Genomic DNA, 26114 nt, shown 5'->3' with positions numbered 1-26114 from the left:
CGGGTGCCTTTGGCGTTCACGGCAAATAACGCCCCGAAACACGCTATTTTCGCCACTATTTACCGTTCACGACAGTGATTAGTCGGAAAACGCGAAAGGTACGCTTCGGCGCGCGGTGGGAAACCTCTTCGGTCCCTACCGTCTGCGGAAACGTACCTTCACAGTGCCGCCGTTAGCGTGCGGCAGAAGCGCTTACTTGAAGCGAGCCTTAGCCTCTTCGAGGATCTTCTCTGCCTCGGCCTTGTCGCCCCAGCCGGAGCCGGTGACTTCCTTGTTCGGCTCCAGGTCCTTGTAGTGGACGAAGAAGTGCTCGATTTCGTCCTTGATGTGCTGCTCCACATCGTTGATGTCCTGGTAGCGCTCCCAGCGCGGGTCATCGATGACGGCGAGCAGCTTGTCGTCGCCGCCGGCCTCGTCGGTCATCTTGAAGACGCCGACGATGCGGGCCTCAACGACTACGCCCGGGAAGACCGGCTCCGGCAGGATGACCAGGGCGTCGAGCGGGTCGCCGTCCTCGCCCAGGGTGTGGTCGATGAAGCCGTAGTCAGCCGGGTAAGCCATCGGGGTGAACAGGTAACGGTCGAGGTAGACCTTGCCGGACTCGTGGTCAACCTCGTACTTGTTGCGGGAGCCCTTCGGGATTTCAATGGTTACTTCAACGCTCACAGCGATGTCCTCCATGGGGGATTGGGTATCAATTACTGCCCATAGTCTAGCGCGTTGCGGATTCGCGCTAGGGTTAAAGGCAATGAAAGCAAAGCATGTTTGGTGGTCAGCGACCGCGCTCGTGGTAGCGGCAGCGGTCGGAGGTACGGCTGCGCTGGGCGTTACCCTCCAGCGCGAATATGGCGATCTCTCCCACGGGGAGGCACAGGCGGTCGAGGCTCCTGAGGAGCCGTTGAGCGCAGCACAGCCGGGCGAGGCAGACCTGGATGCGCTGAGCGCGAAGCTGGATGAGCTCGCGAAGAATAAGGACCTTGCCACTTTCGGCGGCGAGGTGATCGATACCGAAACCGGTGACGTGGTGTGGCAGCGCGACGCGGATAAGCGGCTTACCCCGGCCTCGTCCACGAAGGTCCTCACCACCGCGGCGGCGACGTTGGCGCTGGATGAGAATGAGAAAATCACCACCAAGGTCTACCGTGGGTCGAACGAAAAGAACGTGGTCATCAAGGCTGCGGGCGATGTGTGGATGACGCATGAGCAGCTCGATGAATTGGCCGAGCAGATTTCGAAGAACGTCGAGCAGGTCGATGGCGTCTACATCGATACCTCCGTGTGGTCCGGCGAGGCGCAGGCCCCGGGGTGGGATCCGGAAAACGTGGACGGCGGCTTCGTCGCGCCAATGGAACCGGCCATGCTCTACGGTGGTCGCTTGGGCGCGACGACGGGGGACGTGCCGAGGAGTCATGAGCCGGCTTTGGATGTGGCTAAGCAGCTAGGCGATCGCCTCGGCGCGGGCAAGGTAGGCATGGGCTCTGTGGCGGAGAACGCGCAGGAGGTGGCGAGTGTGGATTCGCCGCCGCTAGCGGACCGCGCCCGAGAAATGGTGCGCCATTCCGATAATGTCATGGCTGAGGCCATTGCGCGTGAGCTGGCGATGTCCCGTGGCAAGGAAGCCAGCTTTGAAGGCGATACGCAGGCCACGCTGGATGTCCTGCGGGAAGAGGGCTTCGACGTCGAGGGCGTCGACATAAAGGATAATTCCGGGCTCTCGGTGGACAATCGCCTCACGGCCGGTCTGCTGACGCAGCTCATTAATGGCGCGGTCAAGGATCCGCGCCAGCGCCCGCTGGTGTCCTACCTGCCGGTGGCCGGCGGCGATGGCACGCTGTACGAGCGCTACGGCGATTCCGCGGCCAAGGGCTATGTGCGCGCCAAGACGGGCACGCTGACTGGGGTCTCGGCTTTGGCCGGCACCGCGCAGGGCAATTCCGGGCGCGTATATGCCTTTGCGTTCATTGTTAATGACGGCGATATTTTGTCCGCCCGCAAGGCTCAAGACGCATTGGCTTCTGCACTGCATGAGTTCTAATAAGCCCTTTTGGCCGCGGGTTTCGCCGCACTTTCTAGCGTGTCGACGCGGCGTGCGCGCTGCTGGCCTTGACCATGCAGTGGCGGTGGGGCTGTCCGGAGGAGCGGATTCGCTGGCTCTCATGGCGGCGCTCGTGGCGGAGGGACACGAGGTGCTCGCGCTGTGCGTGGACCACGGGTTACAGGACGGATCGCGGGCGCAGGCCGAGCGCGCGGCCAAACAGGCGCGAACGCTGGGCGCGCGGGCGCGGGTGCTCAGCGTTGAGGCGGGCGCTGCGGCGGGGGCGGAGTCGATGGAGGCGGCCGCGCGTGCGGCGCGGTATCGGGCACTGGCCGCCGCATGCGCAGACGAAGGCTTAGAGGTGGCCGTGGCGCATACGGCCGATGACCAGGCGGAAACGCTGCTGCTCGGCGCGCTGCGCGGGCGGGTGACCGGCATGAGCGAGCGCAGCGAGGTGGAAGGCACACGCGTGGTGCGGCCGCTGCTGAACGTGCGCCGCGCCGATACCGAGGGCGCCTGCGCGGAGTTGGGCCTATCGGCGTGGCAGGACCCGCAGAACGCGGACACGAATTTCCGCCGCGTGGCGCTGCGCCGCGAGGTCATTCCGCAGTTGAGCCGCATCATCGGCGGGGACGCGGTGCCAGCGCTGGCGCAAGCAGCGGGCGATGCGGCGCTTGACGACGCCGCCCTGCGCACCCCACCCACTACGGACTGCGCCGATCTGGCGGCGATGGCGGAGCCGCGGCGCCGGCGGGCAATCGCGGCGTGGCTGGTCAGCGAAGGGGTAGAGGTAACAAGGAGGGGAGTGGGGGACGTCGGCAAGCTGTGCACCCACTGGCACGGGCAAGGCCCGGTGGCCGTGCGTTCGGCGCGGCAGGTGGGGCAGAGGTTGGAAGTAGCCCGTATAGGTGGCAAACTGGCACTATTGTCTGGTCATTAAAGGAGCGCACACGTGCACGACAAGAAAGACTTCGCCGTTCCCGCAAACCGCTACGGTGACGATGTAGAAGCAATCCTCATTGGAGAAGAGGAACTGCAAAACCGCGTCCAAGAACTCGCGGATATGGTCTCGCAAAAGTATGCCGACTCTGAGCAAGACCTGCTGTTGGTCTGCGTGCTCAAGGGCGCCGCATTCTTCCTCACGGACTTTGCGCGCAAGCTATCCATCCCCTCCGAGCTGGAGTTTATGGCCGTATCCTCCTACGGCGCCTCCACCTCCTCTTCCGGCGTGGTGCGCATTTTGAAGGATTTGGACCGCGATATTGCCGGGCGCAACGTGCTCATCGTGGAAGACATCATCGATTCCGGCCTCACCCTGTCGTGGCTCATCCGCAACCTGGAAGGCCGCAACCCTGCCTCGCTGAATGTGGTCACCCTGCTGCGCAAGCCGGAGGTAGTCAAGGCCGATATTGACCTGCTGGACGTGGGATTTGATATCCCGAATGAGTTCGTCATCGGCTACGGCTTGGACTATGCGGAACGCTACCGCGATCTCCCCTACGTGGGCACCCTCCACCCCGATGTCTATACCACCAACTAAAATCGCGCAGTAATGAAAAACAACAAGATTCTTCGCTACGGCGGGATAGCGGCGCTTATCCTTATCGCGCTGTACGCCTTTACCTTCTTTAGCAACGATGCCCGCGGCTACGTGCAAGCGGATACCTCCGTTGCGCTGACCCAGCTCAAAGACAAAAACGTCGATGAGGTGGAAATCGATGACCGCGAGCAGCGCCTGCGCATCAAGCTCAAGGACGAAATCACGGTAGACGAGCGCGACGGCGTGCAGGAGATCGTGGCCAAGTACCCGGCCCGCGCCTCAGAGCAGGTCTTTAACGCCGTCAAGGATTCCGGTGCCGAGAAGTACCAGACCAATGTCACGCAGGAATCCTTCTTGGGCTCCATGCTCAGCATGCTGCTGCCGATGATCATCCTCTTCGGCGTGCTCTTCTGGCTCATGTCCCGCATGCAGCAGGGCGCTGGTGGCATGTTTGGCATCGGTGGTTCCAAGGCCAAGGAACTGACCAAGGATATGCCGACCAATACCTTCGAGGACGTAGCCGGCGCGGATGAGGCCGTGGACGAGCTACAGGAGATCAAAGACTTCCTGGAAGACCCCACCCGCTACCACGACCTGGGTGCCAAGATCCCGCGCGGCGTGCTGCTCTACGGACCTCCGGGTACCGGTAAGACCTTGCTGGCCCGCGCCGTGGCTGGCGAGGCCGGCGTGCCGTTTTATTCCATCTCCGGTTCTGACTTTGTGGAGATGTTCGTCGGCGTGGGTGCCTCCCGCGTGCGCGACCTGTTCAAGCAAGCGAAGGAAAATAGCCCCTGCATTATCTTCGTGGACGAGATCGACGCCGTGGGCCGCCAGCGCGGCTCCGGCACCGGCGGCGGCCACGATGAGCGCGAGCAGACCCTCAATCAGCTCCTAGTAGAAATGGACGGCTTTGGTGACCGCGAGGGCGTAATCCTCATCGCCGCCACCAACCGCCCGGACATCCTCGATCCGGCGCTGCTGCGCCCAGGCCGCTTCGACCGCCAGATTCCGGTCACCAACCCGGACTTGGCCGGCCGCGAGCAGATCCTGCGCGTGCATGCGAAGAATAAGCCGCTGGCAGAAGAGGTGGACGTAGCGCAGCTGGCCAAGCGCACCGCCGGCATGTCCGGTGCAGACCTGGCCAATGTGCTCAACGAGGCCGCTTTGCTGACCGCCCGCATTGGCGGCAACGTCATTACCTATGACGCTTTGGAAGAGGCGACCGACCGCGTCGTGGGCGGCCCGCGCCGCCAGGGCAAGATCATCTCCGAGCATGAGAAGAAGGTCACCGCTTACCACGAGGGCGGACACACGCTTTCTGCGTGGGCACTCAAGGATATTGAGCGCGTGTACAAGGTCACCATCCTGGCCCGCGGCCGCACCGGCGGCCACGCCATGACCTCCCAGGAAGACGACAAGGGCATGTACACCCGCGACGAGCTCTTCTCCCGTTTGGTCTTTGCCATGGGCGGCCGCGCGGCCGAGGAACTGGTCTTCGGTGCGCCGACCACCGGTGCGTCTTCCGATATTGAAAACGCCACCAAGATCGCTCGTTCCATGCTCACCGAGTACGGCTTCTCCCCGGACCTGGGCACCGTAAAGTACGGCAAGGAGCAGGGCGATCCCTTCAGCCAGATGGGTGGCGGCGGCTCCATCGATTACTCCGATGAAGTTGCCTCCAAGATTGATGAGCAAATGCGCTACCTGCTCGAGCGCGCGCACGAGCAGGCCTATGACATCTTGCGCAATAACCGTTACTACCTGGACAAGCTGGCCGAGGCCCTGCTGGAGAAAGAAACCCTGCGCCGCCCTGACCTGGAGCGCATCTTCGACGGCATCGAGCCGCGCGAGGCTTTCGACGTCTTCCCAGGTGAGGACGATCGCTTCCCGCGCCAGATTGGCTACGCCCCAGTGAAGACCCCGGTCGAGCTGGCGAAGGAGCGCGGCGAGGAGCTGCCTAAGCGCATGACGCTTCTCGATGCCTCCCGGGCCGCCCGCGAGCGCCGCCTCGCCGGCGAAGAGCCGAAGGGTGAGGTGGGCTTCAACTTTGGTCAGCACGCCGGCGATTACGTCGATCCGGACACCGCCCGCGAGTTGGGCAGCGGCCCCGCTAAGGAATCCGCGGACTCCACGCCGGCCCAGCCGACCCAGCCGACCCAGCAGGCTCGCGACGCCCAGTCTGGCCCGGCTTCCGAGTCATCCGCCCGTCCGGCCGCACGCCCCGCTGCCGGTGGCGGAAAGCACCACAAGCCGGATGCCGGCGCGAATGACGATGCCGAGACCAGCCAGTGGCTTACCCCTAGCTGGGATGAAAAGGATCGCCGCAAGAACCCCTATGCGCGCGAGGACGACAAGCAAGAAGATAACTAATGCCTGATAATCACATTCCCGCTCGCGCCGCCTTTGACCAAGACCGAGCGGAGGCAGCGGTGCGTGAGCTTCTCCTTGCGGTAGGGGAGGACCCTGACCGCGAGGGCTTGCGCGAAACCCCGGCCCGCGTGGCCCGTGCCTACCGCGAAGTCTTCGCCGGACTGCACGAGGACCCGACCGAGGTCTTGCACAAGACCTTCGCTGAGGACCACCAAGAATTGGTTCTGGTGCGCGATATCCCCATTTATTCCACTTGCGAGCACCACTTGGTGCCGTTCTACGGCGTGGCGCATATTGGCTACATCCCGGGCAAAGACGGCCACGTCACCGGTTTGAGCAAGCTCGCCCGCCTGGCAGATATGTACGCTAAGCGCCCCCAGGTCCAAGAGCGCCTCACCCAGCAGGTAGCGGACGCCTTGGTGGAGGTCCTCGGTGCGCAGTCCGTCATCGTGGTCATTGAGTGCGAGCACTTGTGCATGGCCATGCGCGGCATCCGCAAGCCGGGGGCGACGACGACCACCTCCGCGGTGCGCGGCGGCTTCAAGAACAATGCCGCCTCCCGCGCCGAGGTGCTCAGCCTGATTCGCAGCTAAGTCCCCCGGTTACCACGAAAACGAGAAGGAGCACGCCATGCAGCAGGCAACCTCGGTATCGGATCTGACCATTGCCCAACGCACGCTGGTGATGGGCATTGTCAACGTCACGGAGGATTCCTTCTCCGATGGCGGTAAGTGGTTGGACGTCGATGCCGCCATCAACCACGCCCGCGAACTCGTGGCGCAGGGCGCGGACATGATTGACGTCGGTGGTGAGTCCACCCGGCCGGGCGCGGTGCGGGTAGAAGCGGACGTCGAAAAGCGCCGCGTGGTTCCCGTCATTAAGGCGCTGAGCGAGCTGGGCATCCGCACCTCCGTGGATACGATGCGCGCCTCGGTGGCCCGCGCGGCGGCAGCGGCCGGCGTGGACATGATTAATGACGTCTCCGGTGGCTTGGCCGATCCGGAGATGTATCGCGCGATGGCCGAGGCCGGCGTGCCCGTCTGTTTGATGCACTGGCGCACGCTGCAGGAAGGCGCCTTTGGTTCCGCGGCCGGTAGCGCCGACCACGGCGGCGATGTGGTGCGCGATGTGCATGAGACCCTCGAGCGCCTGGCAAATAACGCGCTGGCGGCCGGCGTGCGCCGCGATAATATCGTGCTCGATCCGGGCTTAGGCTTCGCCAAAACCCCGCAGGATAATTGGGCGCTGCTCAAGGCCCTGCCGGAGTTCCTCGACGCCGAATTCCCGGTGCTGGTGGGAGCCTCGCGCAAGCGCTTCCTCGCCGCCATCCGGGAGGACCGTGGCGTGGAGTCCAGCCCACTGCTGGCCGATCCCGCGACTGCGGCCGTGACCGCCATTTCCGCCCAGATGGGCGCGTGGGGTGTGCGAGTGCACGAGGTCGCCGTCTCCCGCGATGCCGTCGATGTTGCGGCCGCGTGGAACGCCGGTAACGGCTACGCGGGCGGGGCCAATGCTAGCGGCAGCTATAGCAATGGCGCCGATGGCAACGGCACCATGAAATCCACCGCCCTACCGCGCAACCCTGAGGAGTAAAACATGGCAGACCGCATCGAGCTCACTGGCCTAGAATGCTTTGGCTACCACGGTGTCTTTGAGGAAGAAAAGCGCACGGGCCAGCCTTTCATCGTGGATATCACCTGCTGGTCCGAGTTCGCAGAGGCCGCCGCCACCGATGATTTGACCAAGACCATCAATTACGCCGAGCTTGCCGACGTCGCCGCCAAAATCATCGAAGGCCCCGCCCGCGACCTCATCGAGACCGTCGCCAGCGAGGTGGCCGATACCATCATGGAGAACTTCGAAGGTCTGCATGCCGTGGAGGTCACCCTGCACAAGCCGAAGGCGCCGATTCCGCGCACTTTTGCCGACGTCGCCGTGGTCGCCCGTCGCTCCCGCAAGCACGCGAGGACCCTCTAATGCGTGCGGTGCTGTCTATCGGCTCCAATATGGATGACCGCGTGGAGCTTTTGCGCACGGTATTTGATGAGTTCGCCGGCGAGATCGTTGCCGCCTCGCCCGTCTATGCCACCCCTCCGTGGGGCGTGACGGACCAAGACGAATTCCTCAACGCGGTGCTCATCGTGGACGTCGACGAGACTCCGAAGGAACTCCTGCGCCGCGGGCAGAAGCTCGAAGAGGCCGCCGAGCGCGTGCGCGTGCGCCACTGGGGACCGCGCACGCTGGATGTAGACATCATTGATATCGAGGGCTATACCTCCGATGACCCAGAGCTTATTGTCCCGCATCCTTATGCCCACGAGCGCGCCTTCGTGCTGATTCCGTGGTTGGCGGCCGATGCTGGTGCTAGGTTGAGTGGGGAGGGCGTCGCCAAGCGGGTAGCAGCACTCGACCTGAAAGAGCGCGCCGAGATTCGCCGGCTGGGCATGATGGAGGAGCTATGACACGGACCTCGCTGGGGGCCCTCATCGGCACCGGGGTCTTCTTTGCCGCCGCGGCGGCCATCCTCACCACGCGCTTTTATGGCTCCATGCTGCAAATCCCGGTAACGGTCTCGGCCACGCTGTGGCTTATGGCCGTTGTCTGTGTGGCGCTGACCTGGAAGGTGGACCAAGCCACCGAGGACGAGCATGGCATTGGCCTGGATAATTCGCAGCTCAACCCCATGACCATCACGCAGTTCATGCTGGTAGGAAAGGCCTCGGCATGGACGGGTTCCATCGTGGGTGGCATTTATGCCGGCATTGCCGTCTACGTCATCCCCAACGCCGGTACGCTCACCGCAGCGTCCGATGACCTCGTGGGTGTCATTGCCTCCGCACTTGGTGGCCTCGCGATGGCCGCCGCTGGCCTGCGGCTAGAGCGACACTGTGAGGCCCCGCCCCCACCAGATGGGGTTCAAACGGTACATTAGTGAGCATGACTGAGCCGCGCTCTTCTTCTAGCAATACTTCCGCCAAGACGACCAAGCCGGACTTGGGCCAGATCGGCCTTATCGTCCTCGTGGTGCTGGCCGTTGTAGCCAGCATCGTCATGCTGATTTCCGGCTCTGCCGCCGCGCTCAAGATCGCCCTCATTGCAGCACTGTGGGCTGCCGTGCTTGGCTTCTTCCTGGTCATGCGCTACCGCCGTCAGGCCGAGGAATCCGTGACCAAGCTGGAGCTGCAGGAGCGCGCTCACCGCGCCGAGCTTAAGCAGGTCCGCGCAGCCGATGGCCAGCCGCTGCCAGACCAGGAGCTGCTGGATGAGATCCGCACCGAGCTGGCTGCCATCCGCAAGCAGATTGAGGATCTTTCCGGCCAGGACTTCACCTATGAACCGGCCGCCCTGCACGCCGAGGCGCGCCGCATCATGCAGCTCGAGGCCCAGACCGCGGCCGCTGCTCGCCCTGGCTCTGAGGAAGGCAATGTGGACTTCACCCAGTCCTCCTCCGGCGCCCCGTCCGCCGATGCCATCGCCGGCCGATTGGGCAATCAGCCGTCCGCGGCGCACACCGAGGCCAACCCGCTCAATGACATCATCAGCGAAAAGACCCGTGCGCAGCGCACCTCCGGTAAGACTTCTGGTGCCTCCACCTTCAACACTGGTGGCTTCCAGGCCGTGCGCTGGGATACCGGCGGCGATGATTCCCTGAAGAATGCCCGCACGTCCGCGGCCAGCGAGCACCACGGCAGCCACCGCAAGCCAGAGGCTGCCACCAAGGCCAATGATGAGACCCAGGACATTCCGCAGCAGGCGGCGCCGCAGCGCGACGAGCGCGCGGAGTATCCAGGCTCGGGTCAACATGTGGCTCCGGAATCGGCCGAACCAGTACGCCAGAAGGCAGCCCGCCCGCATCACCGTGCGGCTGAACCTCAGCCAGAGGAGCAGACACGCGGACGCCGTCGCAGCGACGATAAGCGCGAAGGCGCGGTATCCGTGGCCGAGTTGCTGGCCCAGGCGAAGAAGAAGGATAAATAAATGCGCCCGCCACGCATGCGGGTAGCCCTCTTCGGCCGGAGCCTGGCCGGCTTTACCTTGGCCAATGCCATGGAACGCGCCGGCCATGAGGTGCAGATGCTCTCGGACCCAGCCGAACTTGCCTCTTTTGAGGCCCTCATCATCGCCGTGGGCGATGCCCGCTTAGAAGCTACCGTGGAACTTCTTGAACCCCACGTCCACCACGGGCTAATCGCGTTCCACACCTGCCTCTCGCGCGGTGTCCAAGTGCTAGATCCGCTAGAAACGCGCGGGTGTGTCGTTGCGGCACTCGCCCCATTTGCACTCATGCGCTGGGCCGTTACCACCTTGGACGAGCTGGGCGAGACTGTGGTGGAGCTCAATATCACCGAGTTCCGCGGCGAAGCCGTCGCGCTTTCCGATGCCGAACGTCCTTCCTTTGCCGCCCGCGCCTACTACGCCGAGATGCTGCGGCGCTTGCACATCTCTGCGGCGGTCGATGCTCGTTTCTTCCCCTCTGCAGAGGAAAAGCCCATGGTGGGTGAGGACATGGACACCGAAGAAATCATCGCCGCCTATCGCGGCGCCACCGACCCCGGCCTGCGCCGCAGCTACGTGGAGGTTGCCCGCCGCCTAGGCGAGGTAGACGGCCGCGAGGAGCTGGAGATGTGGGCCCTACAAGAGGAGAGCCGATGAGCCTAGAGCTGGGAAATGCCACCGTCATCAGTGAGATTGAGCGCATCCGCATGGTTGGCAGCGCCTTTCATAAGACTGGCCGTCCGGTGGCCTTCGTGCCGCTGACCAACGGCGTGCACGCCGGCCATATCGCGTTGGTCCGCGCGGCCAAGCACATTCGCGGCGCGGTTACCGTCGTGGCCCTGCAGTCCCCGCACGAGGAGGACCTTGAACTCCTGCGCGCCGAGGGCGTGGACATCGTGTGGGATTACTCGCCAGAAACCTTGTGGCCGCATGGCCGCCGCATCGCCGTGGCTCCGGCCGACGCCGCGACCGCCCTTGAACCGGACCTCAGCGAGGATCTCTCGCTGTACCTTGCGCTCATCCTGACGCTTTCGCCTACCGACGTCCTCTTCGGCGAAAAAGACTACGAGCTCCTCCTCGCTATCCATCACGCGGTTCAAGACTTCCACCTGGGTGTCCGCGTGCAGGGTGTGCCCGCCGTACGCATGCCCGATGGCGTGGTGATGAGCCTGCGCAATACCAACGTTCCGGCCGAATCCCGTGACCAAGCCGCGGCCCTATCCGCCGCACTGACCGCCGGCGCACATGCCGCCGAAGCCGGTGCAGAGAAGGTCCGCGAGGTTGCCACGGAAGTCCTGCGCGCAGCAGGCGTTGAATCCGATTACCTTGAGGTGCGCGGTCGCGACCTCGGCATGCCTCCCGAGGAGGGGGATGCCCGCTTGCTCGTTGCCGCGACAATCGGCGGCGTCCGCCTCATCGATAATGTGGGCCTGCCGCTGGGCATCGGCTTTAATAACATTGAAGAGCACGAAGCCAAGGCCGAGCTCGAGCGCGAGCAACAACGCGCGCTACAGCGCGCGCAGGGTACCGCTTCCCAGCAGCCATCGGAGGACTAATGACCGATATCCAGATTCGCGACCTTGACCCGCGCGATGAGCCCAAAGCCATTTCTTTTGCCATCGAGGGCATGCACCTGCACTGGTTTGTAAAGAACCCGCGCTTTGAGCGCGCCTATGGCCGCTACTTTTGGGATTTAGAGCGCGCCAAGGCCACCGATATCCTGGCCGCCTACGATGGCGACCGCTTCCTCGGCGTGCTTTTGGCTTCCATGAAAGGCAAGCCCGCCTTGCCGTATCCGTGGTGGCGCAAGGCCTATGTCCGCGCGGTGGAAATCTTTAATAACCTGCGCCCGGGCGGGCACCGCGATGATTACGATGCCGCCAATCAGGACATGCTGCTCAAGTACTTGGGTAAGCACCCCATTGATGGCGAAATCGGCTTCCTCGTCGCGGATCCCAATTCCGGCGTGAGCGGCGTAGGAACGGCGCTGCTCGAGGCCTTCGAAGCCCGTCATGAGGGAAAGAACGTCTACTTGTTTACCGATGACGGCTGCACTTATCAGTTCTATGACAGCCGCGGTTTCACTCAGGTGGGCGAGCGCACCATCGCGGTCAACGAGGACCGCGACTTGGTGTGCATGTTTTATGTGCGGCGCCTTGGCACGCCGCAGGCTTAGCGTGCCGCAGGCTTAACGCGCCAACGCGCCCATCGGATCCCAGGCCGGCAGGGTAGTGACGGACTCGGACTGCAACGCCGCTTGGTATTGTTCTGGCAGGCGGGAGGGGTGCACGGCGATTTCGAAGACGAACTCGTCGAACCAGTCATCGGCCATGGTCCAAAAGCCCTTATCGGCCTTCTTCGGGCCCCAGGAATTCTCCACGCGCCAGCGATTGACGGTGCCATCGTCTGCGATATCGGCGCCGGTAAAGACCATCGCATGGGTCATGAGGGACTCGTGCAGGCGCAAACGCTGCGCCTTGTCCAGATCCATCTCCACGCCGTAGAAGGCCTCATAATCGTGCAGGTGCTTGGCCCACACGCCGTGCTCATCATCGGATTGCTGGTCGGTATCGCAGCCGAACCAGACGGGCTGGCCGTCTTCGATGGAGGCACGCGCGGCATCGCGCAGCACCTCCACTGGCGCGTTCAAATAGGTCACGCGCTTTCCGGCCACGTTGCCCAGGTACTCCACGGTGTAGAGCTCGCCGTAGGCATTGCGCGGGTCGTTGACCACGCACACGTACTCGCCTAGGTCCGCCGGCAGGAATTCCTGGGCAAACTCCTGTGGGGTATAGGTGCCCGCGCGGTGGAACTCATCGTCCTTATCGCGGTACTGCCACACAAACTCCTCGGGCGGCAGGCCAAGGTTGGCGGTGAGGATACGGTAGACGTCGGCAAGCGCCTGCTCATGCGCGCCCTCTTCGCCGCGGCGGATGCGGTGGGCGGCGCGGCGCAGCACGGTTTGCAGATTGTGGTTAAGCATCGCCGTGGCCTCGGAAGACGCGGTCTCCGGCATGGCGTATTGCGGCACCACGCCGTACTTTTCCACTAGGGCGACGAACATGGACCATTGGCCGCCGTCATCGATGGGATCATCCATGAGCTTGGTCACCGTGCGGTCCGTAATCTCGCGGTCCTTGAGCTCAGCCATGGCGGTGAGGAACCAATTGGCCTTTTCCAGCTTGTCAAAGAAGTAAATATAGGTCTGGGAGAGCTCAAAGTCCTTGAGCTTGGCCTTGTCCATGAGCCCGCCGCGCAGGGAATTGAGGCCGGCAAAAATCCAGCAGCGGCCCGATGCCTTCTGGTCGGCCACGCCCCAGGAATCTAGCTTATGGCTGGTTACCGGGGTAAGGGTGCGCAATTGCTCACGGTCGAGGCTGAGCTTGTCGACGCCCTCCTGGGCCACCCCATTGCGTACCAGGCGCAGCGTGGCATCGCTGGTGAGCTCGGCATTGGCGGCATGAACCTCGTTCGGGTTAATCTCTGACATTTCTCGATTCTCCTTAGTTCATCCGGTCCCAGAGGGGAAGCTCAATCGGTTCGGTGGCAAGAGCCTGGGCCAGCTCGTCGCTCAGGTGCTCCTTGCGGACGGCGATGTGGAAGACGTTCTGGTCAAACCAGGCATCGGCCATCGTGGCAAAGCCCTTACCGGGCACATCCTCGCCGTCGTCCTTGCGCGGCGGCTTAGAACCCCAGGAATTTTCCACGCGCCAGGCGCGGTCACCATCGACGCCGGTGAGCACCATCGCGTGGGTGGGCGCGGTCTCGCCGGAGGTAAAACGCTCCTCCTTGCTCATGGAGGAATCGATGCCGTAAAGGCCATCGGTATCTACCAATCCCTCGTCCCATACGCCGTTGAGGAAGGAGAACTGGCGGTTGACATCGCAGCTAAACCACACCGGCTCGCCGGCCGCCAGGCTGCGCTTGGCAGTGTCCTTCAGCTCGGCCGCGCTGACGTTGAGGTACTCCTGCGGTGCGCCGCCCAACACATTGGTCTCCTCGGCGCTGCTGAACACGCGATGCTTGGGGTTGGTGGAGCGGGGGTCATCGGCCAGCACCACGTACTCGTCCAAGTTCGGCAGGTACTTATCCGCAAACTCGCGCGGGGTGGAGTGCAGGCGCACGAATTGCTCGTCCTTGGTGCGATACGCCCAGGTAAATTCCTCCGGTGGGGTGCCCAGGTGGATGGCCAGGATGCGGTGGATATCCTTGCGCGCCTGGGCGAGGATGTCTTCGCGCGGGCCGTCCTGTGCGGCGGCGCGGCGCACCACGGTGGCCAGGTCGCGGTTCATTTCCGCGGTATTTCCAGACGAGCGTACCTCCGGCATGACCTCGGCAGGGACGGCGCCGTATTTGGCTACGAGGTTGCTAAAGAAGCACCACCAGCCGCCATCGGCCCCGGCGTGGTCCAGCACCGCGGCGACGGTGCGCTCGTCCCAGCCGGCGTCTTTCTTATCCAGCAGCTGGTTGAGCACCAGGTTGGCGCGCTCCAGCTTGTCAAAGTACTGCAAGTAGGTGAAGGAAAACTCGAAGTTATCTACATTGAGTTCCTTGGCCGCGCGGTGACGGAAGACGTTCAACGCCGCGAACATCCAGCAGCGGCCCGAGCGCTTTTGGTCCGATACTCCCAAGCTATCCAGCTTGACCTCGGTGGTGGGGTAGAGCGCCGTAATACGGTCGCGGTCTAGGGCCGCCTTGGCCGCCCCGACGTTGGTGATGGCGTTGCGCGCGATGCGCAGCCGGGAATCGGCCGCGGCCTCCTCGCGCAAGTGAGATAGGTATTCGTTGGTGAGCAAAGTCATAGTTTCGGTTTTAGCAGACCCGAGCCCACAGCGGCGCGGGCGGGTGGAGCTAGAGATAGGCCGCCAGCTTGCCGACGGCCCCCGGAGTCCCCACTTCCTCCGGCAACCACGGAACCTCGCGCACCGGGGTATCGGGCAGCTGGGCGCGTAGGAGTGCGAGTGCCTCATCCTCGGCGGCGCGCCGGGCGGCTAAGAACTCGCCTTGGTCGGCCGGGGTGCGCCGGTTAACCAGCATGGATCCCACCCGCACACCGTTGCTCGTGAGGTCCGCATGAAACTCGGCAGATTCCAGCACGGGCAGGCGCTCGGCGGTGAGCACGATATGGAACACGGTGCGCGGGGAGGCAAGCGCGGTGCGCAGCTGGGCAAAGCGCTCGCGGCGCTGGAAAAGCGTGGCGCGAATTTCCTGATTGCGCCGGTCCACCGGGTCATTATCCGCGCCGCTTCCTTGCGACATTCCGCGCACCAGCGAGCCGAATTTATCGGATTTCTCGCGCCGGGAGAGTAACCCATCGGTATAAGCGGCCATGATCTCCGGCAGGGCCATCAGCCGCGAAGTGTGCCCAGAGGGAGCGGTATCGAAGACGAGGTAATCAAAGTCGGATTCCTCCACTACGAGCGCCGCTATGCGCTCCAATAGCGCCGCCTCCTGCGTGCCGGGAGATTGCCGGGCTAGGTCGAGGTGCTTTTTCACCTCACCGTGCAGGTGTTCGGGCATAAAGCGGCGCATCGAGTTCCCTACCTGCGCTAGGTGTTGCTCGGTCGCGCGCGCCGGGTCGATCTCGATGGCGGACAGGGTAGGGGTGAGGCCTGAGGGGGCGTCGCCAAGCGAGGTGCCAAAAATATGCCCCAGGTTATGCGCCGGGTCCGTGGACACCAGGCAGACGCGATGCTCGCGGGACAGGCGTAGCGCGGTAGCGGTGGCCAGGGTAGTTTTACCCACCCCGCCCTTGCCGCCAAAGAACATGATGGGTGCGGTCTCTAACAACATTGAATATTCTCCAGCGGGGATTTATCCATTCCCATGCGGGTATGCCAGGCGTGGAAATCCTCATAGACCAACGGCAAAAGCTCCAGGGTGTAGTAGCTGGCGGGGTTGGGGATGCCGAGCGCCTCCGAGGCAACCAGCATCAAGAAGAGATCGTCTTCTTGCTGCTGGGCCTTGGCAAAGCTGGCGCGATACGGGGCCTGGTAGTACTCATTGAGCCCGGCCGCAAGTGCCTTAAGCTTGTCGAGCATGCTCGGGCAGTGGGGCGTCAAGGTCATCATCGGTCCACTCCAGCGGGGTCTCCTTGCGGGCGCGGGAGATGGCGCCGACGGCTTCCACAATGACCCAGATGGCGGCGACCACGATGATGACGTCCATGCAGAACAGAAGCCAATTCTGGCTGGTAAAGAGGGACTTCAGCTGGAGCAGTGCGGCCCACAGTGACATGGCGGTAACGAAGATGAGCGGGAAGACCACCGGCCACGTCGGCCGGCGCAGGTGGGTCAGGATGACCACCACGATGGCCAAGGAAAGGCCCGCCATGAGCTGGTTGGTGGTGCCGAATAGCGGCCAGATGGTCATGCCGCCGGATCCATCCGCACCGGCGGAGAAGGTCAGGCCGAAGGCCAAGCCCACCGCGATGACGGTGGCAGCCAGGGCCTTGATGCGCACACCCATGATCTCGCCAATTTCTTGCACCACTAGGCGCTGCAGGCGCACGCCCGAGTCCATGGTGGTGGCGGCGAAGAGGACGGCCATGGTGGCCAAGATGGTGCCGGAGAGGGACGTGGGAATCCCCATGCCCTCATTCATGAGTGCGCCGCCGCCTTGCACGAAAGCCTCCACGCCGCCGGCATTCCACTCGGAGTAGATTTCTTCCCACTGCTGCACGGACTTAAAGCCCGCGGTGGTGGCGATGATGGTGCCCAGCGCGAGCAAGCCCTCGCCCACGGCGCCGAAGTACCCCACAAAGCGCACGTCAGTTTCCTTATCCACCTGCTTGGACGAGGTGCCGGAGGCCACCACGCCGTGGAAGCCGGAAATAGCGCCGCAGGCGATGGTGACAAAGAGCAGCGGGAAGATGCCCGGGGTGCCGTCCGGCACGTTATCGCGCAGCGCCGGTGCGGCCAGCGAAGGGCGGGTAATGAGGAAGGATCCGTACAAGATGGCCAGGCCCACAAAGAGCTGGAGGCCGTTGATGTAGTCGCGCGGCTGCAGCAACACCCACACCGGCAGCAGCGAAGCGATGAAGGCGTAGATGAATAACAAGATGATCCACACGCCGTTGGCGGGGATGCCCAGGACAGTATCTGGTAGGACCACAGGCACACGGTCACCGATGATCATCAACGCGTAGAGCGCGACAACGCCCACGATGGAGACCAGCGGCAGGTTCCAATTCAGGCGGTAGATGGCCTGGCCGATAAGCAGCGCGACGACGATGGCACCCCACGTGGGGATAACGGCCGTAGGGGTGGAGACCAGCAGGTTCGAAATGACCACGGCGAAGGCCGCATTCACCATCAACAGCAGCAGGAAGATGACGATGAGGAAGAGGTTGCGCCCGCGCTTGCCAATGTAGCGACCAGACAAAGTGCCGATGGACTGGCCCTTGTGGCGCTGCGACGCCCACAGCGCACCTAAATCGTGCATGCCGGCAAAGAAGATGGTGCCGAGGGTGACCCAGAGAAACGCCGGAACCCAGCCCCAGATGACGGCTACGGCCGGACCAATGATGGGCGCGGCGCCCGCCACGGACGTGAAGTGGTGGCCCCACAGGACGTATTTATTGGTGGGCACAAAGTCCACGCCGTCTTCCATGGTGTGGGCCGGGGTGGAGTAGTTCGGGGATAGCCGGAAAATGCTCTTTCCTAGGACCTTGGAATAGAGCAGATAGCCGGCGCCCATCATCGCAATGCCGATGATGGCGAGGACAAGAGAGTTCATGGTGTGCGTCTCCTCATGGGCGGTCAGGTGGCGTGTCTCACACGTGCGGTTAGTATGCCATAACTCACATAGGTATTAGCCCGTGGGGGAGACCGGCGGGTGGATTTATATTTGGAAGGCGCAGGCGGCGCAGTACCTCATGCTGCCGGCAGGAAAACAACAGCGCGGCCCCAGTTCCAGTGGAGGAACGAGGGCCGCGCGGTGGGTGCTTAAACCAGGTGGTGCTTACTTCTTATCGACGCCGATGTTGCCGTCCTTCTTCCACACCACAACCACTGCTGGGCGAGGGGTGGACTTGCCACCCTCTGGCCAGTGGGAGGTCTGCTTTTCAAAGGTAGCGTCATCGGTTTCACCTGGGTGCTGAACGTTAACCATCACACGCTCATCGGTGACGATGGGGCCGCAGGTCTCGGCACCTGCCGGGACCGTCAGGAAGCACTTGAGCTCGCCGCGGGTATCGCCTTCGGTGGTCACCGCGTAGAGACCATCGTTCGACTCAAGGGCGTTGCCGTCGGTGGAGATCCATAGGTTGCCGTGGCTATCAAAGGCCAGGTTATCCGGGCAGGAAATCGGGGATACCTTCTCCTTGTCAAAGCCACCAAAGTAGGTATTGGCCTCCTTCGGGTCACCACAGACCAAGAAGAGGTTCCAGGTGAACTTCTCGCCAGCGTGGTCATCTTCAATCTCCATGACCAAGCCGTTCTTGTTCTCCTTGATAGGAGCCCACTCCATCGGCTCTTCCTTGTTCTTCTTGGCATTCTCGCCGGTAGCGCCGCGGTATTTATTGTTGGTCAGGGCGACGTAGACCTTCTCGGAGTCTGGGTGAACCTGCATATCCTCAGGGCGGTCCATCTTGGTAGCGCCCACCTTATCGGCGGCCTCACGGGTGTAGACGGCAACCTCTTCGGCAGACATGCCATCAACGTGGGACTCGAACTTGTTGTTCTCCGTATCGGAGGTCAGCAGCTTGATCCATTCGCCCTTGCCGTCAAAGGCGCCATCCTCTGGCAGCACGCCGGAGCCGTCAATCTCGTCCTCTGGGGAGTTGCCCTCCATCTTGGCCACGTACAGGGTGCCGTGGTCCAGGATGGAGAGGTTGTGCTCGATGTCGCCCTCTTTGTACTTCTTGGTGGAGATGAACTTGTAGATGTACTCGAAGCGGGAGTCATCGCCGGAGTAGCACACCACGGTGCCGTCGGAGGCGATGTGGATGTTGCCGGCCTCGTGCTTGAAGCGACCCAGCGCGGTGTGCTTGACCGGGGTGGACTTCGGGTCCAGCGGGTTGATTTCTACGATCCAGCCAAAGCGGTTCGGCTCGTTCGGCTCCTTGGAGACGTCGAAGCGCTTATCAAAGCGTTCCCACTTGCGCTGGGACTCGCCGTCTTCCATGCCGAAGCGCTCCAGGGACTCCTGCGCCTTCTTGTCATCCAGCTTGGCGTGGGCGAAGTACTGGTCAAAGTTCTCTTCGCCAGAGAGCATGGTATTCCACGGAGTGATGCCGCCGGAGCAGTTATTCAGGGTGCCCTTGACCTTCTTGCCGGTCTTATCGGCGGAGGTCTTGACGTAATCGGAGCCGGCAGCTGGGCCCACCAGAGTGAATTCGGTGGTGGCGGTGATGCGGCGGTTGAGAGGGCCGAACTCGCGCTTGAGCTCGCCGGTCTTGCCAACTTTAGATACCTCCACGATGGAGTGGCCGTGGCCAGCCCAGCCGATCTTGGCCTGCTCCTCGGTCGGGTTATCCGCATCGTAGTTGGGGAACATCTGCGGCTCGGTGGTGTACTCGTGGGAGCAGACGTAGATAAGGCGGTTGTCATCGTTCGGGTGCTCGATAAGGCCCGCAAAGTCATTGTTGAAGCCGAACTGCTTTTCTGCTGCCTCGGCGGTCTGGTTCTTGTCATCGAATTCCGGCGCGTCCTCAAACAGCGGGTCGCCCCAGGCAATGAGGACGGACTGCTCGTAGCCATCCGGGATGACCACTTCGTCCTTCTCGTTTGGCTGTACTGGGTCGAACTTCATGCCCTCTGCGGAGGTGAGCTCAACGTTCGCCTCAGAGGTTTTGCCGCCCTTGCCCTCGGAGGAAGAAGCCTCATTAGACGCATCATCCGGGTTGGAGCAGGCCGCCAAAGCAGCGCCGCCGCCAACGGTTACGACGGACAGGCTACCCGCACGCAGCGCGGTACGGCGGGAGAATTGGTCAGCAAAGTACGGGTTATTGGACTTGTTCTCGCACTCGCCAAAGCAAGCATTACCGCACTTGTAGGTGCAGGTCAGGCTGGAACGAGAGGAGGCAAAGAGACTAGAGAGAAGGTTGCGGCCTTTAAGCGCCATTATTACTGCTCCAAATGGGTTGAAAATATTGTTTAGACACGGGGACAGCCATATATATAAGGGGATCTCAGTAACTGTGCGTTGGCGCGGAGGTGACGGTTAAGTGAATTATGCGTAAATCTTTTCCGGGGTGAGGGTGGCGTGGGCTAAATCGCGTGCTGCGGTGGGGATCGACTACCCTAGGCTAACGTGAGCGAGCAGAAGAATAATGAAGTAAACGATGTCCCTGAGCAGCTGCGCATCCGCCGCGAGAAGCGCGATCGCCTGCTGGAATCCGGCGTAGAGGCCTACCCGGTAACCGTTGAGCGCACCATCTCTTTGAAGGATTTGCGCCACGATTTCCGCGTTGTACCCGAGGGCGAAGAGCCGGGCGCCGAAGAAGGCGTGACCTACCTGGCCCCAGGCGAGGAAACCGAGGTAACCCACGCCATTGCCGGACGCCTTATCTTTATGCGCAATACCGGCAAGCTGTGCTTTGCCACCCTGCAAGATGGTGACGGCACCCAGGTGCAGGCCATGCTTTCCTTGGCCGAGGTAGGCAAGGAGCGCCTCGACGCGTGGAAGTCCGATGTTGACTTGGGCGATTTCATCTCCGTGCGCGGCCGCGTGATTTCCTCCCGCCGCGGTGAGCTGTCCATCATGGTTTCTGAGTGGACCATGGCCGCTAAGTCCCTGCGTCCGCTGCCGGTGTCCTTTGCCGATATGGCAGAAGATACCCGTGTGCGCCAGCGCTATAACGACCTCATTATCCGCGAAGAGGCCCGCAAGAACGCCATGATCCGCGTGAAGGTCATGCGCGCGCTGCGCAACTACCTGGAAAGCCAGGACTTCGTTGAAATCGAGACCCCGATGCTGCAGACCCTGCACGGTGGCGCGGCCGCTCGCCCGTTTATCACCCACTCCAATGCGCTGGATATTGACCTCTACCTGCGCATTGCGCCGGAGCTGTACTTGAAGCGTGCCGTCGTCGGCGGCATTGACCGCGTCTTCGAAATCAACCGCAACTTCCGCAACGAGGGCGTGGACCGTTCTCACTCGCCGGAGTTCGCCATGCTCGAGACCTACGCTGCATGGGGCGACTACGACGATTGTGCCCGCATGACGCGCGAGTCCATCCAGGCCGTAGCGCGCGACGTCTTTGGCTCCACCACCGTCACCCTGGCGGATGGCACCGAGTTCGACTTCGGCGGCGAAGAGTGGCCCGAAATCGAGATGTACCCCTCCCTCAATGAAGCCCTGCAGCGCAAGTTCCCGGGCCAGCCGGAGGTCACCATCGATACCGACGTCGAGACGCTCAAGGGCATTGCAGACGTCATCGGCCTTGACGTCCCCAAGGATGGCGGCTGGGGCCACGGCAAGCTAGTGGAGGAAATCTGGGAGGTCCTGTGCGAGGACCAGCTGGAAGGCCCCATCTTTGTCAAGAACTTCCCGGTTGAGACCTCCCCACTGACCCGTCAGCACCGTTCCAAGCCGGGCGTGACCGAGAAGTGGGATCTCTACGTCCGCGGCTTCGAGCTGGCAACCGGCTACTCCGAGCTGGTGGACCCGGTTATCCAGCGCGAGCGCTTTGAGGATCAGGCTCGCCTGGCCGCCGGTGGCGATGACGAGGCCATGGTGCTGGACGAGGACTTCCTTGCTGCAATGGAGCAGGGCATGCCTCCTACGGCCGGCACCGGCATGGGCATGGACCGCCTGCTGATGGCCCTGACCGGCCTGGGCATCCGTGAAACCGTGCTCTTCCCACTGGTTAAACCAGAGCAGAAGTAGCAGCCCAGCGGCCAATCTCTAGCCGTCAGCCCACGTGGCTGGCGGCTTTTGCCGTGCCTGGGCTAGTGCGAAAACGGCCCGGCGGATTTATCGCCGCGCAGGCGCTTAATAATGTTTTCGGCCGAAATCAGACACATCGGCACGCCCACGCCCGGCACGGTGGTGGCTCCTGCGTAATAGAGTCCATCGACCTTGCGCGAGGCATTACGCCCGCGCAAAAACGCCGATTGCCGCAGCGTGTGCGCGGGCCCAATAGAACCGGCCGACCAAGCATGGTAGCGCTCGGCAAAATCGGCAGGGCCGAGCGTGCGCTTGACGACGACCCTGTCTACCAAATCCGGCACCCCGGCCGTGGCTGCGATGTGGTTAAGGGCGGCGTCGGCAATCGCGGCAACGCGCTCGGATTCCTCTGCGTGGTAGGCATTGCCGAACCCGGGCGCCTCCGCGGCCGGCACCGGCACCAGAATGAAGAGGTTTTCGTAGCCCGCGGGCGCTACGTTCGGGTCGGTGGCCGAGGTCTTGGATACGTAGATGGACTTCGAGGCGCCCAACGGCCGGGAAGGCTCCGGACCGGAATAGACGGCGCGGAAATCCGGATCCCAATCCTGGCTAAAAAGCAGCGTATGGTGCGCTAATTCGGGCAGATCGCCCTTTACCCCGGCCAAAACGAGCACGGTGCCCAGACCGGGATTGCGCCGGCCCCAGTAGCGCTCCGGGTAGGTGCGCAGCTGGGGCGGTAAAAGCTGGGTCTCGGTGTGGTGCACGTCCGCCGCCGAGACCACGATATCGGCGTGGATGGCGCCCTTATTCGTGCGCACGCCCGTGACCTGACGATTGGCGACCTTGATGGAAGTAACCTCCTCGCCCAAGCGGAAGCTGGCGCCGAATTTCTGTGCCTGCCGGTAGATAGCCTGGACCACGGCGGCAAAGCCACCCTGCGGGTAGCGCACGCCCTCCACCAGGTCGGTGTGACTCATCAAGAAATACAGTGCCGGTGCAGCGGCCGGCTCGGAGGACAAAAAGACCGCCGGGTAACTCAAGATTTGGCGCAGGCGGGCATCAGAAAACGTCCGGCCCACATGCTGCTTTAGGTTCACCGTCAGCAGAGCTATAAGGCGGGACAACCGGGTGCGGATATCGCGGTGCACCAGGTTTAGCGGCGCGGAGAAGGTGGTGTAGAGGAAGTGCTTAAGCGCCATCTCGTAGGTATCGCTGGCCTGCGCTAAGTACTCGCGAACCTTCTCCCCCGCGCCGGGCTCGAGTGACTCGAAAAGCGCGGTGACTTCCTCGATGCCGGAGCGCACATCCACCGGCGTATCGCCATGAAAGACGCGGTAGGCGGGGGAGAGGTCGACCAAGTCCAGCTCCGCCTCGGTGGAGGTGCCGCACAGCGCAAAGAAGTGATCGAATGCCTCGGGCATGAGGTACCACGACGGGCCGGTATCCCAGCGGAAGCCGGCCTCCGCAAAGCTGCCGGCGCGCCCGCCTACCTCATCCAGCGAGTCCACAACGGTGACCTCGTAGCCCTCGCGGCCGAGCAAAGCGGCGGTGGCGAGTCCGGCGATGCCGGCTCCAATGACGACGGCGTGCATGATGTTCTCCTTAGTTTTCGCCCGTAGCCGAGGTCTGGCTGCTGCGGCCGCGACGGCGCACCGCGCGGGCCGCGAGCCAAGCCTTGGTGTGGTTCGGAACGGATACCCGTGTAGTGGCAAGCGCCGTAGCCGGAGTGGCGGCAAGGCGATTGGTGAGCTCAGCAAAGATATCCGCCGCCGCGCTCACCCCCACCCGTGCAGAGGCCGGCAGTAAGTCGATGGTGAGCGCGGCGGTGGCGAGCTCCCGGCGGATCTCTGCGATAAGCGCGGACTTGGTGGCCTCATCAATCCGTCCAGATGGGGCCTGCTGAAAATAGGTGCGGCCCAAAGTGGAGCTATCCTCAGCCAGGTCACGCAGGAAATTAATCTTCTGAAAGGCTGACCCTAGCGCGCGGGCGCCGCGCTCCATGGCGGCGCGGTCGGTCGGGGAGACGTCCTCCTCGGCCAAGAAAATTTGCAGGCACAATAGCCCAATGGCTTCCGCTGAGCCGTAGATATAGTCCTGTAGCTCCGACGGGGAATATTCGCGCTGGGTCAGGTCCGCGCGCATGGAGCTAAAGAAGGCAGCAAGGTACTCGCGGTGGAAGCCGCAGCGGCGAGCCGTGATGGCATAAGCGTGCACTATCGGGTCCGTGTGCAGTCGCTGTCGCGGTGCGGCCAAGATGGTCTGCTCGTAGGCATCCAGCGCGGCGGCGGGGTCGGTGTGGGCTTGTGCTGCGGCGCCGTCGACAAGCTCGTCTGCAATGCGCACCACCGCATACAGGTGGCGGATATCGGCGCGCACCCGTCCGCGCAAAAGCCGCGTGGCCAGGGAGAAACTGGTGGAGTACTGCCCCATAACCTGCGCGGCCGCGCGGGAGGCCGCTTGGTCATAGCGAGTCAACATATCTGTCAACGTAGCACGTGCTGAGCGGAGGGCTTCTAGGGACGCTGGCTTCTTAGCACTCGAACTCTTGACTGTTCGAGTATCCAGGAGGCCGCTTCCGGGGAGATCCAGGAACAAACTTTGTGAAGTGCTGTGTCTATGTGGTTCCTCAGAAGTACCTCAGCGTGCTGAATATCTTCTAGGAATGCCTTCGAGACGCGGGTGTTCCATAGATAAAGAGCCGCCGGGTCAGGATGATCGAGAAACCTTTTCATTCTGGGAGCTGAAAACCATTCAATTAGCTGGCGTTGGGTAGCTGATTGAGGCGTCATGGCTCCCATGGTAGTGTCGCATTTGAAAGCCCCAGAGCGATCCCTGCAGGCCATCTGCACATCACTGGGGTTATTGTTTTAGCGGTTCGTGGCCCGTGGCTGCCCCTCGGCAAAGCCGGCGGCGGACTGCACGCCCACGGTGGCGCGTTCGCGGAAGGCGGCTAGGGAATCGGCACCGGCGTAGGTACACGAGGAACGCACGCCAGAGACAATCCGGTCCACCAGGTGCTCCACGCCGCCGTGCTCGGGGTCGAGATAGATGCGAGAGGTAGAAATGCCCTCTTCGAACATCTCGCGGCGGGCGCGCTCAAAGGCCTCGGTATCGGAATTGCGGCCGCGCACCGCCCGGCGCGACGCCATACCGAAGGATTCTTTATAAAAGGCGCCGTCGGCATCCTTGTGCAGGTCACCTGGGGATTCAAAGGTGCCGGCGAACCAGGAGCCGATCATGACATTGGAGGCACCTGCGGCAAGTGCGAGGGCGACATCGCGCGGGTCGCGCACGCCGCCGTCGGCCCAAACATGGGCGCCAACCTCGCGGGCGGCTGCAGCACACTCTAGGACGGCCGAGAACTGCGGGCGGCCCACGCCTGTCTGCATGCGGGTGGTGCACATCGCGCCCGGACCCACACCGACCTTGATAATGTCCGCGCCGGCCGCGGCCAGCTCGCGCACGCCCTCGGCCGTGACGATATTGCCGGCAGCGATGGGAAGCCCCAGTTCCAGCGCGTTGACCTTGCGCAGCGCGGTAAGCATGCTTTCCTGGTGGCCGTGGGCGGTATCGATGACGAGGACGTCAGCACCGGCCTCCGCTAGGGCACGGGCGCGACCTTCCACGTCACCGTTGATGCCCACCGCAGCACCGATGTGTAAGCGGCCTTGCTTGTCGACGCCCGGCCTGTACATCTTCGCCCTCACCGCGCCCTTCCTCGTGAGGATTCCGGCCAAGGTGCCATCCGGGTTGACCACTGGCGCCAGCTTGCGGGAGGTTTTGCGCAGCTTGGTAAAAGCCTCCTGTGGGTCAACGCCCACCGGCAGCGTGACCAAGTCGGTAGTCATTAGCTGGCCAACGGCGGTGAAGTTATCCTGCCCGCGCAGGTCCTTTGGGGTGATGATGCCGATGGGCATGTCCCCCTCGACCACGATGGCGGCACCATGGGCGCGCTTGTGCAAAAGGTTGCTGGTATAGCCCACGGTGTGGTGCGGCTTGACGGTAATTGGGGTGTCATAGACCAAGTCCGCCGCCTTCACAGAGGCGATGGTTTCTGCGGCCGCGTCTAAGGAGAGGTCCTGTGGCAGGATGGTTAGCCCGCCGCGCCGGGCGATGGTCTCGGCCATGCGGCGCCCGGCCACGGCGGTCATATTGGCCACGATGAGCGGGATGGTATTTCCGGTGCCGTCCTCAGTGGTGAGGTCTACCGACTGGCGCGAGCCCACCTCGGAGTGGCTCGGGACCATAAATACGTCGGAGTAGGTCAATTCGTACGGCGGATGGGCATCGTTGAGAAAACGCACTGGGGTGTACCTCGCTTTAGGCTCGGGTGGCGCGGTC

The 26114-nt window shown here is 63.0% G+C and carries 24 protein-coding genes; 14 read left to right on the top strand and 10 right to left on the bottom strand.

Annotated elements, in window-relative coordinates; genetic code table 11:
- Positions 1-192: 192 nt before the first annotated feature.
- Positions 193-666 carry an inorganic diphosphatase gene (locus tag QP909_RS09260; protein ID WP_200435783.1) on the bottom strand — a complete coding sequence of 158 codons (474 nt, stop codon included), beginning with the start codon at positions 664-666 and terminating at the stop codon, positions 193-195.
- Between the two features lie 82 nt (positions 667-748).
- On the opposite strand from QP909_RS09260, the gene dacB reads away from it, so the two are divergent.
- The 13 genes from dacB to QP909_RS09195 are packed head-to-tail and all read left to right on the top strand — an operon-like array spanning position 749 to position 12117.
- Positions 749-2035, top strand: a complete 1287-nt coding sequence (gene dacB / locus QP909_RS09255; RefSeq protein ID WP_284767026.1) for a D-alanyl-D-alanine carboxypeptidase/D-alanyl-D-alanine endopeptidase — start codon at positions 749-751, stop codon at positions 2033-2035.
- Complete coding sequence (tilS, locus tag QP909_RS09250; RefSeq protein ID WP_284767025.1) at positions 2025-2975, top strand: tRNA lysidine(34) synthetase TilS; 951 nt, start codon at positions 2025-2027, stop codon at positions 2973-2975. Before dacB ends, tilS begins: the two co-directional genes overlap by 11 nt.
- Before the next feature lie 12 nt (positions 2976-2987).
- Positions 2988-3575 (top strand): hypoxanthine phosphoribosyltransferase, encoded by a 588-nt coding sequence (gene hpt / locus QP909_RS09245; RefSeq protein WP_284767024.1) that lies wholly within the window; start codon positions 2988-2990, stop codon positions 3573-3575.
- 12 nt (positions 3576-3587) lie between these two features.
- Positions 3588-5945 carry an ATP-dependent zinc metalloprotease FtsH gene (gene ftsH, locus QP909_RS09240; RefSeq protein WP_284767023.1) on the top strand — a complete coding sequence of 786 codons (2358 nt, stop codon included), beginning with the start codon at positions 3588-3590 and terminating at the stop codon, positions 5943-5945.
- The gene (gene folE / locus QP909_RS09235; protein ID WP_005325658.1) at positions 5945-6538 is read left to right on the top strand and encodes a GTP cyclohydrolase I FolE; all 594 of its coding nucleotides are present in this window, start codon (positions 5945-5947) and stop codon (positions 6536-6538) included. Before ftsH ends, folE begins: the two co-directional genes overlap by 1 nt.
- Before the next feature lie 37 nt (positions 6539-6575).
- Positions 6576-7538: a dihydropteroate synthase gene (gene folP / locus QP909_RS09230; protein WP_284767022.1), complete on the top strand. Its 963-nt coding sequence runs from the start codon at positions 6576-6578 to the stop codon at positions 7536-7538.
- A gap of 3 nt (positions 7539-7541) precedes the next feature.
- On the top strand, positions 7542-7922 hold the full coding sequence (folB, locus tag QP909_RS09225) for a dihydroneopterin aldolase (RefSeq protein ID WP_284767021.1): 381 nt from the start codon (positions 7542-7544) through the stop codon (positions 7920-7922).
- Positions 7922-8407 (top strand): 2-amino-4-hydroxy-6-hydroxymethyldihydropteridine diphosphokinase, encoded by a 486-nt coding sequence (gene folK / locus QP909_RS09220; protein WP_284767020.1) that lies wholly within the window; start codon positions 7922-7924, stop codon positions 8405-8407. The genes folB and folK overlap by 1 nt, the downstream gene beginning before the upstream one ends.
- Positions 8404-8877, top strand: coding sequence for a DUF3180 domain-containing protein (locus QP909_RS09215; protein WP_284767019.1), 474 nt, complete (start codon positions 8404-8406; stop codon positions 8875-8877). The genes folK and QP909_RS09215 overlap by 4 nt, the downstream gene beginning before the upstream one ends.
- Positions 8878-8882: 5 nt before the next feature.
- The gene (locus tag QP909_RS09210; protein ID WP_239278243.1) at positions 8883-9923 is read left to right on the top strand and encodes a DUF6779 domain-containing protein; all 1041 of its coding nucleotides are present in this window, start codon (positions 8883-8885) and stop codon (positions 9921-9923) included.
- Positions 9924-10598 carry a 6PGD fold domain-containing protein gene (locus QP909_RS09205; RefSeq protein WP_284767018.1) on the top strand — a complete coding sequence of 225 codons (675 nt, stop codon included), beginning with the start codon at positions 9924-9926 and terminating at the stop codon, positions 10596-10598. It begins immediately after the preceding gene.
- On the top strand, positions 10595-11497 hold the full coding sequence (locus QP909_RS09200; RefSeq protein ID WP_284767017.1) for a pantoate--beta-alanine ligase: 903 nt from the start codon (positions 10595-10597) through the stop codon (positions 11495-11497). Before QP909_RS09205 ends, QP909_RS09200 begins: the two co-directional genes overlap by 4 nt.
- Positions 11497-12117 carry a GNAT family N-acetyltransferase gene (locus QP909_RS09195; protein WP_284767016.1) on the top strand — a complete coding sequence of 207 codons (621 nt, stop codon included), beginning with the start codon at positions 11497-11499 and terminating at the stop codon, positions 12115-12117. Before QP909_RS09200 ends, QP909_RS09195 begins: the two co-directional genes overlap by 1 nt.
- Before the next feature lie 12 nt (positions 12118-12129).
- Here QP909_RS09195 and QP909_RS09190 read toward each other — a convergent pair whose 3' ends face one another.
- The 6 genes from QP909_RS09190 to QP909_RS09165 all read right to left on the bottom strand — a co-directional run bounded on the left by QP909_RS09190 (position 12130) and on the right by QP909_RS09165 (position 20006).
- Complete coding sequence (locus QP909_RS09190) at positions 12130-13431, bottom strand: C1 family peptidase (RefSeq protein WP_284767015.1); 1302 nt, start codon at positions 13429-13431, stop codon at positions 12130-12132.
- 13 nt (positions 13432-13444) lie between these two features.
- Positions 13445-14743, bottom strand: a complete 1299-nt coding sequence (locus QP909_RS09185) for a C1 family peptidase (protein ID WP_284767014.1) — start codon at positions 14741-14743, stop codon at positions 13445-13447.
- Between the two features lie 49 nt (positions 14744-14792).
- A complete protein-coding gene (locus QP909_RS09180) occupies positions 14793-15734 on the bottom strand; it encodes an ArsA family ATPase (protein ID WP_284767013.1) in 942 nt (313 codons plus the stop codon).
- Positions 15725-15982 (bottom strand): cory-CC-star protein, encoded by a 258-nt coding sequence (locus tag QP909_RS09175; protein WP_198492073.1) that lies wholly within the window; start codon positions 15980-15982, stop codon positions 15725-15727. The genes QP909_RS09180 and QP909_RS09175 overlap by 10 nt, the downstream gene beginning before the upstream one ends.
- Positions 15966-17678: a carbon starvation CstA family protein gene (locus QP909_RS09170; protein WP_284767012.1), complete on the bottom strand. Its 1713-nt coding sequence runs from the start codon at positions 17676-17678 to the stop codon at positions 15966-15968. The genes QP909_RS09175 and QP909_RS09170 overlap by 17 nt, the downstream gene beginning before the upstream one ends.
- Positions 17679-17903: 225 nt before the next feature.
- On the bottom strand, positions 17904-20006 hold the full coding sequence (locus tag QP909_RS09165; RefSeq protein ID WP_284767011.1) for a PhoX family protein: 2103 nt from the start codon (positions 20004-20006) through the stop codon (positions 17904-17906).
- A 189-nt stretch (positions 20007-20195) separates the two neighbouring features.
- Between QP909_RS09165 and lysS the strand changes: the two genes are divergently transcribed.
- Positions 20196-21773 (top strand): lysine--tRNA ligase, encoded by a 1578-nt coding sequence (gene lysS, locus QP909_RS09160; protein WP_225746412.1) that lies wholly within the window; start codon positions 20196-20198, stop codon positions 21771-21773.
- 62 nt (positions 21774-21835) lie between these two features.
- Here the strand turns inward: lysS and crtI are convergent, their stop codons facing one another.
- From crtI to QP909_RS09145, 3 genes are all read right to left on the bottom strand, one after another.
- Positions 21836-23365, bottom strand: coding sequence for a phytoene desaturase family protein (gene crtI / locus QP909_RS09155; RefSeq protein ID WP_284767010.1), 1530 nt, complete (start codon positions 23363-23365; stop codon positions 21836-21838).
- Between the two features lie 10 nt (positions 23366-23375).
- Positions 23376-24251, bottom strand: coding sequence for a phytoene/squalene synthase family protein (locus QP909_RS09150; protein WP_284767009.1), 876 nt, complete (start codon positions 24249-24251; stop codon positions 23376-23378).
- Between the two features lie 389 nt (positions 24252-24640).
- Complete coding sequence (locus QP909_RS09145; protein WP_284767008.1) at positions 24641-26077, bottom strand: GuaB1 family IMP dehydrogenase-related protein; 1437 nt, start codon at positions 26075-26077, stop codon at positions 24641-24643.
- Positions 26078-26114 lie beyond the last annotated feature (37 nt).

It is taken from the genome of Corynebacterium sp. MSK195 (assembly GCF_030228885.1).
Classification (GTDB): Bacteria; Actinomycetota; Actinomycetes; order Mycobacteriales; family Mycobacteriaceae; genus Corynebacterium.
The sequence above is the reverse complement of the archived record's forward strand: the minus strand, read 5'-3'. Positions and strand labels throughout refer to the sequence as shown.